Source organism: Hymenobacter sp. PAMC 26628 (assembly GCF_001562275.1).
In the GTDB taxonomy this organism is placed as follows: domain Bacteria; phylum Bacteroidota; class Bacteroidia; order Cytophagales; family Hymenobacteraceae; genus Hymenobacter.
Window position 1 is genome coordinate 4792837 of record NZ_CP014304.1, and the last position, 16202, is coordinate 4809038.

The window sequence follows — 16202 nt, forward strand, 5'->3', positions numbered from 1 at the left end:
TATTTCAGCAAGGATAAGGCTACCCGGGCCAAAAAGGTTGCCACAAGCGGAAGTTAGGGCCCCGGGGACGGGTGCGGGGCCCCGGCGGACTGGTTGTAAGCTTCGAGCAGCCGGGCCATGTCGGCGTGGCGGTGACCTTCGGCGCCGGCCCGGATGGCGGCGGCCAGGGCGGGGGCATCGGCGAGGTAATCGGCCAGGAAAGGGGCAAACTGCTTGCCATCAGGCACCTGCACGAGCCCGGTGAGGCCGGGGCGGCGCAGAAACCAGGTGTGGTTGTAGTTGGTGCTGAACGCCCCCGTCCATATGAGCCCGCCGCCCGGTACGGGCAAGGGAATGGGTACCCCTCTTTTGAGCGTGGCCACGTCGAACAGCTCCACCCGGGGCCCGGCCAGAATGCGCGGAGCCAGGCCAGAGTAGAGCTGGCCCAGCACATGCACGGGCTCGTAGTACACGTTGCCGGTCCGCACCCACTGCACCTCCGCCAATTTGATGGTCAGCGGCTTGGGCCGGGGCAGCGTCATCGGGTTGCGCCAGGTGAACGTGAGGCCGGGGCCCCGCACTTCCCCGTCCGGAATAAACGCGTAGAGCAGCTGGCCGTTGGCCGTGCCGAGGCGGCTAACCGGCAGGTAATATTTTGGGTTTGCCGGCTGCAAGGTGTCGGCAGCCAGGTTGCGCGCTTCGTGGGTTTGCGCCAGCAGCTGGCCGGCCCCGCCAAGCAAAGGGCTTCCGAAAGCCAGCCCATAAAGCAGTAGTTTATGCATAAACAAAGGTATTTGTTTGGAGGGGCAAAGCAGTTTCAAGTTAGCCCGGGCCCGGCGCAGATGCACTATTCTCCCTCACTACACGCCGTCCCGGGCCTGGATTTTCTTGGCATCAGGGTTGGGCTTTAGCCGCCACGCCGGGGCCCCACCAGAGGGTGAATGCGCAAGAACATGAGCCCTTTGCGTGGCCGGCCCTGTGCATTGTCGGGCGTGGGGGCCCGACCTTTGCCGCTGGTCCACCCGTTTTTCCTTGGCATGCCCGATTCTCCTTCCCGCTACACCCGTGCGCTGGCCTGGCTCGACCAGCGCATCATTCGCCCGTTTTACACCGACCGGGTGCGGCGGCTCATCCTCCAGAGTTTTCCCTTTTGGGTGGCCTCCGTCCTAACCGGCTTGGTGGCCGTGGGCTACGAAAAGGTGTTCGGCTGGGCCGAGCAGGCAAGTTTTGCCTGGCTGACGCACACGCCGTGGCTGGCGTTTGTGCTCACGCCGCTGGCCTTTGGCGCATCGTGGCTGCTGGTGCGGGGGGCCCCAGCGGCGCGGGGCAGCGGCATTCCGCAGGTCATGGCGGGCATCGAGCTGTCGAATGCCAGCCAGCACCACCGCACAGCTTACTTGCTGAGCCTGCGCGTGGCCATTATTAAGGTATTGAGCAGCCTAGTGCTGCTGCTGGGCGGCGGCGTGATTGGCCGCGAGGGCCCCACGATTCAGGTATCGGCGGCCATTTTTCGGGCCATCAACAAGTTGCAGCCGGCCGGTTGGCCGCAGCTCTCGCGCCAGATTGCGTTGGTCACGGGCGGCGCGGCGGGCCTGGCGGCAGCCTTCAACACGCCGCTGGGCGGCATCGTGTTCGTGGTGGAGGAGCTGACCCAGATGCACATGGCGCGCTTTCGGATGGCGGTGTTCACGGCCGTTATCATCGCGGGCCTCACGGCCCAAACGTTCCTGGGGCCCTACCTGTACCTGGGCTTCCCGAAGGTGCTGCCGGCGACGGGGCGGGTGCAGGTGCTGGTGGTGGTAGTGGCGCTGGTGTGCGGGCTGGCGGGCGCGGCCTTTGCCAAAACGCTGCTGTGGCTGGGGCGCTACCGGCAGCGCTTCACCACGCTGGCCGCGCAGGCGGGCTGGGTGCTGGGCTGCGGCCTGCTGCTGGGCGGGCTGGCCTACCTGGTGGGCATTGAGGGCGTGGGCACGGGCAAACCCATCATCAACCGGCTGCTGTTCCAGAACAACGGCGTGACGCCGTGGTACCTGTTTCCGGTGCGCTTCGCGGGCATGGCCCTCAGCTACAGCAGCGGCGGGGCGGGCGGCGTGTTTGCCACCTCGCTCAGCGCGGGGGCCATCCTGGGCGACGGTATTTGCCAACTCTTCGACGTGGCCGTGGCCGACCGCAACCTGCTGATTTTGGTGAGCATGGTCAGCTTCCTGACCGGGGTGGTGCGCTCGCCATTCACAGCCGCCATCCTGGTGCTCGAAATGACGGACCGGCACTCGGCCATTTTCCAGCTGCTGCTCAGCGGCTTGCTGGCCCAGGGCGTGGCCTCACTCATCGATCCACACTCGCTCTACGAGCACCTCAAGGCCGGCTTCATCCGCGAAACCGGCGACGTGGACCGCGCGGCCCGCGCCGCGCCCGCCCCGGCAAATGGGCCACCGGCCAGCCCGCCCGAATAAGCCCGGCCCGCCGCTGGGGCCCCAGCCAGCGCCAATTCGGCGCCCAATCCGCCGGGGCCCCTACTCGGCCGCTACGGTGCGCCGGATGCCCAGCTTTTTCATGCGGGCTTCGAGGGTTTTGGGGTTGATGTCGAGCATAATTGCCGCGCCCTGGGGCCCGCTCACGCGGCCGCTGGTGCGGCCCAGGGCGGCGAGGATGTGGTCGCGCTCCTGTTCGCGCAGGGTTTTCAGCGGGCGGTCGGCCGGGGTATCGCCGGCTGCGGCGGGCTCCTGCGGGGCCCCGGCGGGTGCGGGCAGACCGGCAAATTCTAAATAGGGCCCCTGGCTGACGATGAGGGCGCGCTCGACCAAGTGCTCCAGCTCGCGTACGTTGCCGGGCCAGGCGTAGGCTTGCAGGGCGGCCAGGTCGGCGGGCCGGACGGGGCGTAGGGGCTTAGCCAGGCGCTGGCTCAGGCGCTGCACCGAGTGGCGCAGCAGGGGCCCCACGTCTTCGGGGCGGGTGCGCAGGGGCGGCAGCGTGATGGGAAAAACGTTGAGGCGGTAGTAGAGGTCGGCGCGGAAGCGGCCAGCGTCCACCTCGTCGGCCAGCACGCGGTTGGTGGCGGCCACCACGCGGGCGTCGGTCGTGAGTACGCGGCTGCCGCCCAGGCGCTCAAACTCCTTTTCCTGCAACACGCGCAGCAGCTTGGCCTGCAAGTCGAGCGGCAGCTCCCCAATTTCGTCCAGGAAAATCGTGCCCCCGTCGGCCAGCTCAAACTTGCCGATGCGCCGCTCCGAGGCCCCGGTGAAGGCGCCCTTTTCGTGCCCAAACAGCTCACTTTCAATGAGCTGAGCGGGCAGCGCAGCGCAGTTGAGCTTGATGAGGGCGCGGCCGCGGCGCGGCGAGGCGTTGTGCAGGGCCCGGGCTACCAGCTCCTTGCCAGTGCCGGTTTCGCCGCTCACCAGCACGGTGGTATCGGTGGGGGCCACCTGGGCAATGCGCACCTGCACCGTGTGCAGGGCCTCGCTGGGCCCAATCAGCTCGTCGAACGTGGCCGTGGTGTTGATTTCGTCGATCAGGTACGTGCGCTCCTGCTCCACCTGGGCCTTCAGGGCCTCAATTTGCTCGAAAGCAAAGAGGTTATCGAGCGCCAGGGCCACCTGGGGTACCAGTCCCTCCACGGTAGCCAAGTTACTGGCGCTGAATGCGTGGGCATCGGAGCTGGCCAGCGTGAGCACGGCGGCCCCGTCGGGGCGCTGCCACAGCGGCACCAGCAGCAGCGCCCGCACACCGTAGGCCTCGTACACGTGGCGCATGGCCGGGTGGCGCACGGCCAGGGCTCTGAACTCGTCGCCCACGTACAGGCTGCCGCCCTGGGCCAGCGGCTCGAGCTGCGTGTACATGAAAATAGGGTCGGGGTATTCGTGGCCTTGGTGGCGGTCGGGGTCCAGCGTTTCGAAGGGCGCATCTACACCTTGGCGCCGGAACTCGGCGAAGCCCTCGGAAGCGTCGGGCTGCCCCGCCCGCTGCACCCGAATGCCGAAGTACTCGAACGGCATCACGCGGCCCAGCTCTTCTGCTACGGCCCGGAACAGCGGCTCGCGCTGCTTGATGCTAAGCAGCGCATTGCTGATGTTGAGCTGCAGGCTGCGCTCCTGCTCGCGGCGGGCCACATCCTCAAAGGCCAGCGTGTTGGCCACAGCCACGGCGATTAGCGAGCCAATTTTTTCCAGCAGGCTTTCGTCGGCCGCTGTCAGGGCCGGCTTGCGGCGGGCGGCCAGCGTGAGGGCCCCTATGAGGCGCCCCCCCAGCCGCAGCGGCACCGACGTGAGGTAGCGGATGCCCAGTGCGCGCATTCGCTGGAAGGGCTCAAAATCAGGGTATTCCAGCAAATAATCGTCAAGCTCAATGCGCTGCATGTGCGCGCTTTTCATAACAGATTCGAAGGGTGAACCCACGATGGGCGTAAAGTGCGCGGGCGGCGTGGGCAAGCCGGGGCTCAATTCTTCGGCGTCGAAATAGTCACGCCAAAACAGCCGCTTGTTTTGCACAGCGGCGTCGAACACGCTAATGCCGATGATGTCGAACGGGAAGATGAGCCGCAGCTTGGTGGTCACCGTTTTGAACAGCGTTTCCTTGTCGCGGGTGGTGGCAATGGTTTCGTTGAGGTGCAGCAGCAGGGTTTCGTCGGGAGTGGTCATTCCTGATATAACAGGACCGTTATGTGAGCAATTCCTGTTATATCAGGAACACGGTTACGGGGCCCCTATGTTTTACGCAGGGTTGATTTTAATTAATAAACTGTTTTTCCAGGGGCGTATGGCACTTTTTATTGCTACTTAGCACTACTGCGGCGACCTATTTTTGGCGTGGCACAGGCTTGGCTAAAGCGGCGGCAACACTTTACCGCTTTTGCTCTATGTTTCCACGATTTAACTCTGCTGGGCTGGCCGGGTCGCCACTGCTGTTGGGGGCCGCTTTGCTGCTGGCCAGTCCGGTGCTGGCGCAAAACCAGCCCGGCGTGCCCGCCTCGGCCCAAGCCATTGGCCTGGCCAGCGACTCGCTGACGCTGGGCGGCACCGTGCAGGCCGTGCTGGATGCCAACCCCGGCGTTACGAACCTAACCGAACTGGCCAACGCCGCCAGCAGCCGCCTGAACCAATCGCAGGCGGGCTTCCTGCCGCAGATAACGGGCACGGCCACCTATACCCGCCTCGATCCCGTGTCGAAAGTGGCCTTTGGCAATGACGTCCTTTCGTTTGTCCCCAACAACAACTTCGACGCGCACTTAACGGCCCAGTACGAGCTGCTCGACTTTGGCAAGCGCAGCGCGACGACTAATCTGTCGCGCTCGCAGGTACAAACAGCCCAGGACAACATCGTGGTGGCCCGGCGCGATTTAGCGTTCAACGCCGCGCAGGTGTACTACAACATCCTGTTTGCCCGCGAGAGCATCCGGGTGCAGGACGAGCAGATTGCCTCTTTGGTAGCCCACCGCAACGAGATGCAGAAGCGGGTGGAAGCCGGCGTAAGCACCAAATTTGACGTGACGACGACCGACGTGCGCATCACCCAGGCCCAAAACACCAAGCTCGACCTGCAAAACCAGCTCCGCAACCAGCAGGTGCAGCTGGCCCGCTTGCTACACAAGCCCCAGCAAGCCGACGTGCCGGTGAAAGGCCATCTAGAGTACCAGCCGCAGCCCGTGAACCTGGAAGCTGAGTTGGCCAAAGCCGCCCAGAACCGCCCCGAAGTAAAGCTCTCGAAAGACGCCGAAGCCACGGCTGAGCTGCAGTCCAAGCTCATCGAGCGCAGCAACATGCCCAGCCTGGGCGTGGGGGCCCAAATGGGCGGTAAAAACGGCTACATCCTGCCCAACGTGGCCATCACCGACATCCGCTTCAACACGGTGGGCGTGGCCCAGCTGTCGGTGCCGATTTACGACGGCGGCAAAAACCGCAAGCAGCGGGTAGAGGCCGTGGCCAACTACCGCAGCGCGGTGGCCCGCACCCAGGACACGCAGGAGCAGATCCGGGCCGATGTGCGCCAGGCGGCCAACAACATGGAGTTCAGCCAGGCGCGCTACGATAACGCGTTGCAGCAAGTGGCCCAGGCTACCGACGCCCTCACCCGCGCCAAGGGCCGCTACCGCTACGGCGTAGGCCAAAACCTCGACGTGCTCGACGCCGAAACCCAGCTGGCGCAGTCGCGCCTGGCCCGCGCCCAGGCCATGTACAACTACACCCTCGGCCAGTACCAGCTGCGCCGTGCCACCGGCGAGCAAATCTGGCAATAATCATTATTAAATGTGGGAAATGTGGTGAATGAAAGAATGTGAAAATAGCCAATGCCTTTGCCGAAGCCCATTGCAGCGACAATGGTTATACCGTGCTCATTTCCAAATTTTTTATTTCCAAATTTTCACGTCTCCCGTTAAAAAATGACCCTCACCTCCATTCTCTGCCCGCTTGATTTTTCGGCCGCGACGCCGGGGCTGGTAGCTTATGCGGCGGCCCTGGCCGCGGCCACTGGGGCCGAGCTGCTCCTGCTGCACGTGCGCGAGCCGCAGGACGCCGCCCCGCCCGCCGGGGCCGACCGCCTGGCCGGCCTGCGCCTGGCCGCCGAGCAGGCCGGGGCCCCGCACGTGAGCACGGGCACGGTGCAGGGCGAGGCCGCCCCTGAAATAGTGGCCGAAGCCGGCCGCCGCCACGCCGACTTAATTGTTATCGGGGCCCACGGCCAAACCGGCCTCACCCGCTTCCTAATGGGCAACACCGCCGAGGTAGTGTTGCGCACCGCGCCCTGCCCCACGCTACTGGTGCGGGCCCCCGCCGCGTAGCCCGGGGCCCCGGGGCCCCATCCAAAATTTTCTACACCAGCCTTTTCCGCACCGTTTAACGTTTATCCCCAATGGCTACCTCCACCGCTCCCCAAAACACATTTGCGCCCGACGCGGCACCCGAGGCCGGCGCCGAGCCCCTTGAAGCCCCCAAGCGCCGCAACCCCCTCGTATTCGTTATTCTGGCCGTGGTGCTGCTGGCCGCCGGCTTCTATGGCTGGAACCGCTACCAGTTTGCCAAGGCGCACGAAAGCACCGACGACGCCGCGGTCGAAGGCGACGTGTACCCCATCATCCCCCGCGTGTCGGGCCCGGTAATCAAGGTATTTGTTAACGACAACCAAGTGGTGAAGAAGGGCGACACGCTCGTAACCATCGACAAGTCGGACTACCAGCAGCGTGTGAACGCCATGGAGGCGGCCCTCGTGGCGGCCCAAGCCCAGGTAGTAGCCGCCCGCGCCGGGGTGGGCACGGCCCAGGCCAACGTGCGCACCGCCCAAACCACCATCGGCGTGAGCGCGGCCAGCCGGGCGCGCTTGCAGCAAGACTTGGCGCGCAGCGTGAAGCTCCGCAAAGACGACATCATCCCACAGAGTGACTACGACGCCGTAGCGGCCAACCTGAAAATGACCTCCGCGCAGCAAAGCACCGCCCAGGACCAGGTGAACGTGGCGCGCCAGCAAGTGGTGGCGGCCCAGCAGCAAATTGCCGTGGCGCAGGCTGTGGTGAAGCAGCACCAATCGGACCTCGACAACGCCAAGCTCCAGACTAGCTACACCACGCTCGTGGCGCCCGCCAACGGCGTTGTGAGCAAGAAAAACGTGCAGCCCGGCCAGGTAGTAGGGCCCGGCCAGCAACTGCTGGGCTTGGTATCGAGCAATAAAACCTGGGTCATCGCCAACTTCAAGGAAACCCAGCTGGAAGAAATGAAAGTGGGCCAAAAAGTGAAGTTGGAAGTGGACGCTTACCCCCATGAAGAATTTCAAGGCCATGTCGAGTCGCTATCGGCCGCCACGGGGGCCCGCTTCGCCCTGCTGCCCCCCGACAACGCCAGCGGCAACTTCGTGAAAGTGACCCAGCGCGTGCCCGTCAAAATTGTGCTTGACCAAGAAGACCCCCAGCACCCCCTGCGCGCCGGCATGAGCGTGAACGCAGTGGTGCAGGTGAAATAGTTTATCTAATCTTTTGCCATCCTGAGCACCGCGAAGGACCCGAGAAGAATAAAACGGTAAGTAGCAAACGAATTGTGGCCCGCTGTTCTTCTGCCCTTAGGTCCTTCGCGGTGCTCAGGATTACAAAAGATTAGGCGGCCACGCGCCGATACTTATTCAATAGCCCTATACTATGGAAACCGGATTTACCAAGTGGATCATCGTCGTGACGGTGGTCCTCTGCGTGTTGCTGGAGCTGATTGACACCAGCATCGTGAACGTGGCCCTGACCCAAATGATGGGTAACCTCTCGGCCACGCAGCAGGAAGTGAGCTGGGTGGTGGCCTCCTACGGCATCGCCAACGTGATTGTGATTCCGATGACCGGCTTCCTGGCCGAGCAATTTGGGCGCAGAAACTACTTTTTCGTGTCGGTGTGCATTTTCACGCTGGCTTCCATCATGTGCGGGCAAAGCACCAACTTGTGGGAGCTGGTGGCGTTTCGCTTCGTGCAGGGCGTGGGCGGCGGCGCGCTCATGGCCACGTCGCAGGCTATCCTCATCGACACGTTTCCGCCCAAGCAGCTGCCGCTGGGGCAGGCCCTGTTCGGCATGGGCGTCATCATCGGGCCCACCATCGGGCCCACGCTGGGCGGCTACATCGTGGACAACTATGACTGGCCCTGGATTTTCTATGTGAACGTGCCCGTGGGCATCCTGGCCGGCATCTTCACGTTGCTGTTCATTCGCGACCCCGAGCGCATCAAAAATGCCATTCCCCGGCCCCTGCGCGAAATTGATTGGGCCGGTATCGGCCTGCTGATTCTGGGGGTAGGCTCGCTGCAGTTTGTGCTGGAGCAGGGCGAAACCAACGACTGGTTCGACGACTCCACTATCGTCCTGTTCACCGTGCTGTCGGCTACCGGCATTGTGGGCTTCATCTGGCGCGAGCTCACGGCCAAAGCCCCCATCGTGGACCTGCGCGTGCTCACCAAGAGCCGCAACCTGGCGGTGGGTGCTTTCCTGTCGTTCGTGCTGGGCTTCGGCTTGTTCGCCTCGGTGTTTGTGTTTCCAATTTTCACGCAGCGCATTCTGGGCTTCACGGCGGCCCAAACCGGCTTTTTGCTGCTGCCGGGGGCCCTGGCGTCGGGCTTCATGATGCCCATCATTGGCAAGGCCTTGCAAAACGGCGTGCCCCAGAAGATTATGATACCGCTGGGCTTCACCATTTTCTTCTTCTTCACTTTCTGGATTGCCGCGCGCATCACGCCCACGGCAGGCGAGAGCGACTTTTTCTGGCCGCTCATCACGCGGGGCGTAGGCCTGGGCCTGATTTTCCTGCCCATCACCACCATGAGCCTGGCGGGCTTGCAGGGCAAAGACGCGGGCCAGGCCGCGGGCCTCACCGGCATGATCCGCCAGCTCGGCGGCTCGTTTGGGGTGGCCATCGTGGGCACGTACCTCGAGCGCAGCATCCAGGCCAACCGCGTGGCCCTGCTGCCCAACATCTCGCTCTACAGCCCCGAAACCGTGCAGCGCATCCAGGCCTTCACCCAGAACTTCATGGCGAGGGGCTTCCCGCTGGAGCAAGCCCGGCAACAGGCCTACGCCGCCCTCGAAGGCATTTTGATGAAGCAGGTGTCCATCATCACTTACGGGCAGGTATTCACGGGCTTGGGGTTCTTCTTCATCGCCTGCCTGCCGCTGGTGTTCCTCATTAAGCGCAGCAAGGCGAACGAAAAAATGGACCTTAACGCCGCTCACTAATTTTTGTGGCCCGCAATTTGCCTAAGCTATTGTACGTGGCTTAATTAGGTGACGATTCACTAGGATATAAAAAGGGCTTCCCGCATTTAGCGGGAAGCCCTTTTGGTGTGCGGCGGGGCCCCGGGGCCCTACTGGTACTGCACGTAGAGCGGCACCGGGGTCAGCTCGGTCAGCACTTCCTTGGGCGTCATCAGGTGCGAACCTTTGGGCTTGATGTCGTACTGGTAGAACAGCTTAAAGCCGGTGTACTGCACGGGTTGCTTCTCGACGTAGGCCTTATAGGAATCTTTCTTCAGCGTCGGGTCGCCCCAGCCGTCCATGTCCATGATGACCTGCACGCGCGGGTCGAGCTTGATGTTTTTGTAATTTGTGAGCATGTTCTGGGTGAAGCGGTGCACCATCAAAATTTTGGGTGGCAAGTGGTTTTCGCTCACGATGCGGGCCAGGAAGTTGATGGCGTAATTCACGTCCTTGGCGTCGTAGGTACCAATTTTTTTGCCCGGCCGCACGCCCTTGGTCTGCATCGCAAACTCGGGGTCGATGCCCAGGTGAATGGTCGGGTCCTTGAGGTATTCCGTCAGCTTGGGCAGCTCGTGGGGCAAATCGCTCAGGCCCACCTGCACGTCCATGAACAGGATGGCGTTTTTCTCCTTGGCCCAGGCGCGCGTTTCCTCAATCGTGCTTTTCGAGTTCATCAGGCGGTACTTGCCGTCGGAGCCCGCCGCGCCCTGGGCCGTGATGGTGACGCTGTGCAGCGCCGGCATCACGGGCAGGCTGGGGTCGGCGGCCTGCCACTCGGCCAGCACCTTGTCGAACTTGCGCATCATCTGCGCCTTGGGCTCGCGGCCCAGAATGCCCATCCCTTTTGAACGGATGTTGCCATAAAACGCCACAATGCGGTGGCCCGGCAGGATGGCCCCCGGCAGCTGCCCGGTTTTGCGGGCAATGCTGTCGGCCTTCAGCGAATCGCGCTGCAAGGCCAACCGCTTGATTTTGATGGTGTCGACGGCCGCCGGCGGCGCAACGGCTGAAGCCTCAGTCGCCGATTTCTCGCCCTCGATGGGGCGGTTCTGGCAGGCGGGCAGGGCCCCGGCGGCCAGCAGAGCGCAGGCGGCCAACGGGCCGAAAACTTTCGATGAAAACACTGAACAAAAATCGGTTAGGGAGGCAAAAGACGCTTCAAAGGTAAGCGCGTTTTGCGCCCCGGCGGTGGGCGGCGGCGGGTCCCCACCCGGGCCCACCAGTTTCAAAACTGCCCCCAACGGGCCCTAGGGCGCTTTCCCGCAGTTTGGCACGGTTTTGAAACTAGGGACCCTACCTATCTGCTGGGAATCACACCGCCCGGCCATTCACGTGTTTTATTCTGGTGCCTTATTCCGGAGGCCCCGCTGCCAGCGCAGCGGGGCCTTCTTATGGGCCCCCGGCTCAGCGCACGCCCACGGCCCCGGCGCCACTCAGGCCCTGGGCCAGGCCCACGAGGCGCACCAGCTCGGCGCGGTAGCCGTCGGCGTCGGGGCCCCGGCTGCCGGCGGCCAGCGCGGCGGTGGCGGCCCAGGTGGCGGTGCCGGCCTGCGGGCTTTGGCGCAGCAGCAGCCCAAACTGGGCCACGGCGGCGGCAAACCGGAAATCGGCCGAGGCCTGCGCCACGGGTGCGGCAGTTCCCGTGAGTGCCTGCGTTAGCAGTTGGCTGGTGTGGCCCTGCGGCTGCTTGAAGCGCAGCTTCACGGTGAGCACGTCGGCGCTGGGGTCCCCGGGCGCGGTGGCTGCGGGCTGGTGCTGGTACTTCAGGCCGTCTACCAGCGGCTGCGGGGCCCCCGTGGGCACCAGTTCGTAGAGGGCCGTGACGATGTGGCCCGCGCCCAGCTCGCCGGCGTCTTTGCGGTCGTTGTTGAAGTCTTCGGCGGCCAGTAAGCGGTTTTCGTAGCCCACGAGGCGGTAGTGGGCCACGCGGGCGGGGTTGAACTCGACCTGCAACTTCACGTCTTGGGCCACGGTGAAAAGCGTGCCGCCGAACTGCGCCACCAGCACGCGCTGGGCCTCGGCGAGGTTGTCGAGGTAGGCGTAGTTGCCGTTGCCTTTGTCGGCCAGGGTTTCCATGCGGGCATCGCGCAGGTTGCCGCGGCCACAGCCCAGCACGGTCAGGAACACGCCGCTTTCGCGCTCGTTCACAATTAGTTGTTCCAGCGCGGCGTCCGAGCTTTCGCCCACGTTGAAGTCGCCGTCGGTGGCCAAAATCACGCGGTTATTGCCCGCTTTCTGGAAGTACTGCCGGGCCGTGGCGTAGGCCAGGCGCAGGCCCGCGCCGCCGGCCGTGGAGCCGCCCGCCTCCAGCCGCTCAATGGCCCCCAAGATGGCCTCGGGCTGGTTGCCGGGTGTGGGCGGCAGCACCAGGCCGGCGGCCCCGGCGTAGGCCACCAGGGCCACGCGGTCCTGCGGCCGCAGCTGGCGCACGAGCAGCCGCAGGCCGGCCTGCACCAGGCCGAGGCGGTCGGGGCCCTGCATCGAGCCCGACACGTCGACCAAAAACACCAGGTTGGCGGGCGGCAAGGCGCTGATTTCCACGCTGCGGGCCCGGATGCCGATGCGCGCCAGCTGGTGCGCGGGGTTCCAGGGGCACACGGCCAGCTCGGTGCTGATGCGCACGGGGTCGGGGCTGGCGGGGGCGGGAGCGGGGTAGTCGTAGTGGAAGTAGTTCAGCATTTCCTCCACCCGCACGGCGTCGGCCGGGGGCAGCTGCCCTTCGGTGAGGAAGCGGCGCACGTTGGCGTAGCTGACGTTGTCCACGTCGAGGGCAAAGGTGCTGAGCGGCTCTTTCTGAACGGCTTGGAAGGCATTTTCGGCCACGTGGGCGTAGGTGTCGCCGGCGCCAGCCTCGGGCCGGGCGGGGTAAGGCGCGGGGGCCCCGGGGAAGAAGCCGGCCGCGGCGGGGCTGCGCTGGATGGCTACGCCGGCCACCCTGCCCATCGTCACCGTGCTTACGCTATAGTTTGCGGATTTATCACGCACGGTTCCGTAGCCCGTCACCACCACTTCTTCGAGCGCCTGGGTGTTAGGCTTCAACACCACATCTATGACCACGTCTTTGCCCACGCGCCGCTGCTGAGTGGTATAGCCCACCATTGAAAACACCAGCGTGACCCGCCCGCTGCGCGGTACCAGCAGCAGGTAGTGGCCTTGGGCATCGGTGCTGGTGCCGCGCGTGGTGCCTTTAATGAGCACCGTGGCGCCGGGCAGCGGGCCCTGGCCGTCGCGCACGGTGCCGCTGATGGCAATGGCCCGGGCCGTAGTGGTGTCCATCAGCACAATGCCGCGGGGCCGGATGACGGGGGCCGGCAGCGGGGCGGGCTCTTGGGCGCGGGCAGGGGCCCCCAGGGCCAGCGGGAGCAACAGAAGCAGGAGGTTTTTCATGGCAGTGAAGGGGTTAGGCGGTGGAAGCTGCTGGGGAGATGCCGCGCCCGACCGGATTGCACACGCGCCACCCAAAAAAAATTAGGGGCCCCGGGCTACCTTGCCGCGGCCGATGTTTTTCCGCCGCTCCCCGCCCGCCGCCGCCGCGCCGCCCTCCGACCAGGAGCTGCTGGCCCGCTACCGCATGCGCGGCGACGTGGCCGACCTCGGCGAGCTATTCGACCGGCACTTGCCGATGGTGTTTGCCACCTGCCGCCGCTACCTGGCCCCGCCCGACGAGGACGCCCAGGACGCGAGTATGCAGCTGTTTGAGTACCTGGTGGGGGCCCTGCAAAAGCACGCGCCCGACAACTTCCCCGCCTGGCTGCACGCCACCGCCCGCAACCACTGCCTGATGCAGCTGCGCGCCCGCCAGCGCGCCGGCCCCAGCGCGGGGCCCCTGCTCATCAGCCTGCCCGACGCGGCCGATGTGGAATTGGCCGCCGCCCGGCATCTTCCCGATGCCGCGGCGGCCGACGAAGCCGCGGCAATCACCGAAACCACCCTGCAAGCCCTGGAACACGCCCTTGCGCAACTACCCGAGGGCCAGCGCCGCTGCCTGGAGCTGTTTTTTCTCGAAAATAAATCGTACCACGAAGTGGCCGGGGCCCTCGGCCTCGACCTCGGCCAAGTGAAAAGCCACCTGCAAAACGGCAAGCGCACGCTGCGCCGTCTCCTCACCGACCACCCGGCCCCGGCCGCCGTTCCCGCCCATGCCCCCCGCCGCTGACCTGCTGCCCGCGGCCCTCGCGGCCCCCCGCGGCCCCCACCCGGCCGCCGACACGCTACGCCAGTACGCGGCCGGCACCCTCGCGCCCGCCCAGCAGCACCAGGTAGAAGCCCACGCCCTGGACTGCCCGCGCTGCGCCGACGTGCTCGCCGGCCTCGCCCAAACCGACGCTGCCACCACCGACCAGGCCCTGGCCGCCCTGCGCCGCCGCCTGCACGCCCGCGTGGCCGCCGAAGCCGCCCCACGCCCCACCGCCAGCGCCTGGCACTGGCCGCGCCTGGCCGTGGCCGCCGTCGTAGTGGCCGGCCTGGCGGGCGGCGGCTTGTGGCAGTGGCAGCACCAGGCCGCTCCCACCTCCGAAGTAGCCACCGTGGCCGCGCCACCCGCAGCCGCAGAATCTTCGGTCGCAGCTGCTGCTTCGGCGGGGGCCCCCGTGCCACCGGTCGCCGCCACAAACCCTACCGAAGCGTCGGAGCCGCTCGCCACCACGGCCGCCGCTCCTGCTAGGCGGCGGCCCGCTCCAGCCGTTGCTTACGAGACCCAGCGCATGGCCACCAGGAGAAAGGCTTCGGCAGGCGTTGATAACGAGAATATTGCGGATATGAGCGCGGCCGCGGACGATGCGGCTGCCAGGGCCCCGGCGCCCGTAGCAGTGCTGGCGGCAGCCCCCAAAGCGGCCGCCGATTCCGTAGCGGCGCCGCTGGGCGAGGTAGCCATGAGCAGGGCCGCGCCGGTCGCACCAGTTACCAAGACCAGGGCCCTAATGGGCCGCGTGGCGGGCGTGGCCGTGGTGCCCACCGTGCCCACCGAAAGCACCGCTGTGGCGCAACGCCTATCATTCACGGCACCCGCCAACAGCGCCGTGGTGGGCGCTATGCCCGCCGCGCCGGCCTTGGCGCCCGCGCCGGTGGGCGGCCTGGGGCCCCTGCGTGAGCAGCTGCGCCGCGCCGCCACCGAGTTTGTGCCCGAAGAAGCACCCCTGAAGGGCAATGTGCGGGTCCGCTTCACGGTGGGCGACGACGGTAAACTCAGCAACCTGAAAGTGGTGCGCGGCTTGCGCGCCGACTACGACGCGGAGGCCCTGCGCCTGGTGTGCGAGGGCCCCGCCTGGGTGCCTGGCGTATCTGGCGGCCGCCGCGCCGCTTTGCCCGTGGAGCTGGACGTGGTGTTTTAGCATGTAGCGTGGGCTCTGCGAGTCCACGCTACAGATGTTTACATTGCCATGCCGGCTTTGAACGACTTGTCGTCCACCGATTTGAGGAAGGTTAGGAGGCCTTTCATGTAGGTTTCCTGGTCGTCGTACATGCTCATGTGGCTGCCTTGGGGGCAGATGAGGGCGGCGCCTTTTTGCACTTTGGTGGCAATCATGCGCATGTGGGCCGGGTCCATTGTATCGTACTGCCCGCCGATGGAGAGGAACGGCACCGAGAGCTTGGGCAGGTCGGGCACCCGGTCCCAGTGCGTGAGCTTGCCCGAAATGCCGAACTCGCTGGGGCCCTGCATGGTGACGTACAGCGACTGGTTGATTTTGCTCATGGCGCGCGTCACTGGCTCGGGGTTGGGCACGATGCGGCACAGGTGCTGGGCGTAGAAGTTGGGTTCGAGCAGGCCCATGTAGCGCGGGTTACTGAAATCCTTGGCGGCCTCGATTTTGCGGATTTCGGCCAGTACTGCGGGCTTCATCTGCTTGGCCAGCACCTCGTCGGCGTATTTGCCGTAGGCCGGGCAGCTCATCATCATATTGCTGATGATGAGTCCTTTCAGGTTTTTCTGATACTTGAAGGCGTACTCGGCGGCCAGGATGCCGCCCCAGGAGTGGCCCAGCAGGTAGAAGTTGGTGCTGTCGAGCTTCAGGGCCTGGCGCACCTGCTCTACTTCCTCCACGTAGCGCGGCAGGCTCCACATGGCGGTGTCGCGCGGGTTGTCGGAGTTGCCGCAGCCGAGCTGGTCGTAGTAAATGAATTCCACGCCTTCCTTGGGTAGGAAGCTTTCCATGCACTCGAAGTACTCGTGGGTGGCGCCGGGGCCCCCGTTCAGCAGCAACACCTTGATTTTCGCGTTATTGCCAAACCGCTTGGTCCACACGTTGAACGTACCCTTGGGCCTTTTGATGGGGATGACCTGCACGCCGCCGGTTTTTACGCCCGTCTCGGTGGGCGCGAAGTAGGCGCTGGGGCCCCCCGCGGCGGCGCTGGTTTCAGTAGCGGCGGGCGGGTTGCAGGCGGCGAGCAGGGCGGCGGCGCCCAGGGCCCCGGCGGCCCGTTGCAGCGTGGAAAGGATTTTCATAATGAAAGGAAGAGGAAAAACGGTGGGATTTTAGCGTCAGTGTTGAACGTCATGCAGAGTGCAGCCAAGCAT

At 65.2% G+C, this 16202-nt stretch carries 12 protein-coding genes; 7 read left to right on the forward strand and 5 right to left on the reverse strand.

The annotated features are described in order from the left end of the window. Positions 1 to 53: 53 nt before the first annotated feature. On the reverse strand, positions 54 to 761 hold the full coding sequence (locus tag AXW84_RS20760) for a hypothetical protein (protein ID WP_157887165.1): 708 nt from the start codon (positions 759 to 761) through the stop codon (positions 54 to 56). Between the two features lie 255 nt (positions 762 to 1016). Here AXW84_RS20760 and AXW84_RS20765 point away from each other — a divergent pair, with 255 nt between their 5' ends. After that, entirely contained in the window at positions 1017 to 2432 is a 1416-nt protein-coding gene (locus tag AXW84_RS20765; protein ID WP_071892384.1) for a chloride channel protein, read from the forward strand. Between the two features lie 60 nt (positions 2433 to 2492). On the opposite strand, the gene AXW84_RS20770 is transcribed toward AXW84_RS20765, so the two are convergent. Then, positions 2493 to 4613 carry a sigma-54-dependent Fis family transcriptional regulator gene (locus AXW84_RS20770; RefSeq protein ID WP_068237869.1) on the reverse strand — a complete coding sequence of 707 codons (2121 nt, stop codon included), beginning with the start codon at positions 4611 to 4613 and terminating at the stop codon, positions 2493 to 2495. 218 nt (positions 4614 to 4831) lie between these two features. Here AXW84_RS20770 and AXW84_RS20775 point away from each other — a divergent pair, with 218 nt between their 5' ends. The 4 genes from AXW84_RS20775 (at position 4832) to AXW84_RS20790 (ending at position 9667) form a co-directional block, all read left to right on the forward strand. Continuing rightward, the gene (locus tag AXW84_RS20775; RefSeq protein WP_082774023.1) at positions 4832 to 6208 is read left to right on the forward strand and encodes a TolC family protein; all 1377 of its coding nucleotides are present in this window, start codon (positions 4832 to 4834) and stop codon (positions 6206 to 6208) included. A 144-nt stretch (positions 6209 to 6352) separates the two neighbouring features. Continuing rightward, the gene (locus AXW84_RS20780) at positions 6353 to 6751 is read left to right on the forward strand and encodes a universal stress protein (RefSeq protein ID WP_068237875.1); all 399 of its coding nucleotides are present in this window, start codon (positions 6353 to 6355) and stop codon (positions 6749 to 6751) included. A gap of 71 nt (positions 6752 to 6822) precedes the next feature. Beyond that, positions 6823 to 7923: an HlyD family secretion protein gene (locus tag AXW84_RS20785; protein WP_068237879.1), complete on the forward strand. Its 1101-nt coding sequence runs from the start codon at positions 6823 to 6825 to the stop codon at positions 7921 to 7923. A gap of 172 nt (positions 7924 to 8095) precedes the next feature. Continuing rightward, positions 8096 to 9667, forward strand: a complete 1572-nt coding sequence (locus tag AXW84_RS20790; RefSeq protein ID WP_068237882.1) for a DHA2 family efflux MFS transporter permease subunit — start codon at positions 8096 to 8098, stop codon at positions 9665 to 9667. Positions 9668 to 9795: 128 nt separating this feature from the next. Here AXW84_RS20790 and AXW84_RS20795 read toward each other — a convergent pair whose 3' ends face one another. Then, on the reverse strand, positions 9796 to 10785 hold the full coding sequence (locus AXW84_RS20795; protein ID WP_236943184.1) for a hypothetical protein: 990 nt from the start codon (positions 10783 to 10785) through the stop codon (positions 9796 to 9798). A gap of 307 nt (positions 10786 to 11092) precedes the next feature. Next, entirely contained in the window at positions 11093 to 13075 is a 1983-nt protein-coding gene (locus AXW84_RS20800; protein ID WP_082774024.1) for a vWA domain-containing protein, read from the reverse strand. Positions 13076 to 13187: 112 nt separating this feature from the next. Here AXW84_RS20800 and AXW84_RS20805 point away from each other — a divergent pair, with 112 nt between their 5' ends. Further along, positions 13188 to 13844 (forward strand): RNA polymerase sigma factor, encoded by a 657-nt coding sequence (locus tag AXW84_RS20805; protein WP_068237885.1) that lies wholly within the window; start codon positions 13188 to 13190, stop codon positions 13842 to 13844. Further along, the gene (locus tag AXW84_RS20810; RefSeq protein WP_068237888.1) at positions 13828 to 15018 is read left to right on the forward strand and encodes an energy transducer TonB; all 1191 of its coding nucleotides are present in this window, start codon (positions 13828 to 13830) and stop codon (positions 15016 to 15018) included. The genes AXW84_RS20805 and AXW84_RS20810 overlap by 17 nt, the downstream gene beginning before the upstream one ends. 38 nt (positions 15019 to 15056) lie before the next feature. Here the strand turns inward: AXW84_RS20810 and AXW84_RS20815 are convergent, their stop codons facing one another. Then, positions 15057 to 16130, reverse strand: coding sequence for a proline iminopeptidase-family hydrolase (locus AXW84_RS20815; protein WP_068237890.1), 1074 nt, complete (start codon positions 16128 to 16130; stop codon positions 15057 to 15059). Positions 16131 to 16202: the final 72 nt, after the last annotated feature.